1 protein-coding gene is annotated in these 676 nt (G+C 58.6%); it reads right to left on the bottom strand.

The window, feature by feature from the left end:
• Positions 1-30 precede the first annotated feature (30 nt).
• Positions 31-504 (bottom strand): hypothetical protein, encoded by a 474-nt coding sequence (locus V8324_RS22200; protein WP_336422037.1) that lies wholly within the window; start codon positions 502-504, stop codon positions 31-33.
• Positions 505-676 lie beyond the last annotated feature (172 nt).

Genomic DNA, 676 nt, shown 5'->3' with positions numbered 1-676 from the left:
TGATCGGATGCCCCGGAACAGGTGATCGGATTAAATCGGAATCACTGATCGGATGTTATCGGAACCGGTGATCGGATGTCCCCGGAACGCGCACTCATCTTTTGCGTCGACGCAAAAGCCAGCCGCGATGATCCACTTGCGAACCCGGTTATCGAGGGAAACTGAAGAGGCGAACGGACGACCATATTCCGTCACGAGATAAGTGTCGCGCTCGTCTTGCAGTTCGAGTTCAGCGGCGAGCATGTCTCCGAAGGGAAGAGAGACAAAAGCAGAGCCTTTCTTGGCGGGCTGCCATTCCAAGTAGCGATCACCGTCATGCATCGCCTCATTTCCTGGCCCCAGCCGATGCATGTCGCCGATCGGGCCGTGACCGTCGTAAGCGAGACAGAGCCAGAGCTGCGCCATGGTGCCAGGGGCATGTGCGGCAAGGAACTTCTCAACATCCTCAGGGCTCCACGGCTCGGCGCCGCCGCCTCTGGTGTGCACACGCTCGACGTGCAACACAGGGCTGTTCTTGGGATCGCCGCGCTTTCCACCCCAACGATACGCAGCACGCAGCGCCTTGAGACAAGTGTCGGCGGCGTAAGCGCGATCTGGGGCCCACCTTCTTCTGACTTATGATTTCTGGGAATCCGTCCCTGTCTTGGAATAGGGAAGGAGTTTCTCCGTGGAGGAT

It is taken from the genome of Roseovarius sp. D22-M7 (assembly GCF_037083785.1).
GTDB lineage: Bacteria > Pseudomonadota > Alphaproteobacteria > Rhodobacterales > Rhodobacteraceae > Roseovarius.
Note: the sequence above shows the minus strand (reverse complement) of the source record. Positions and strands in the feature narration are given on the sequence as shown.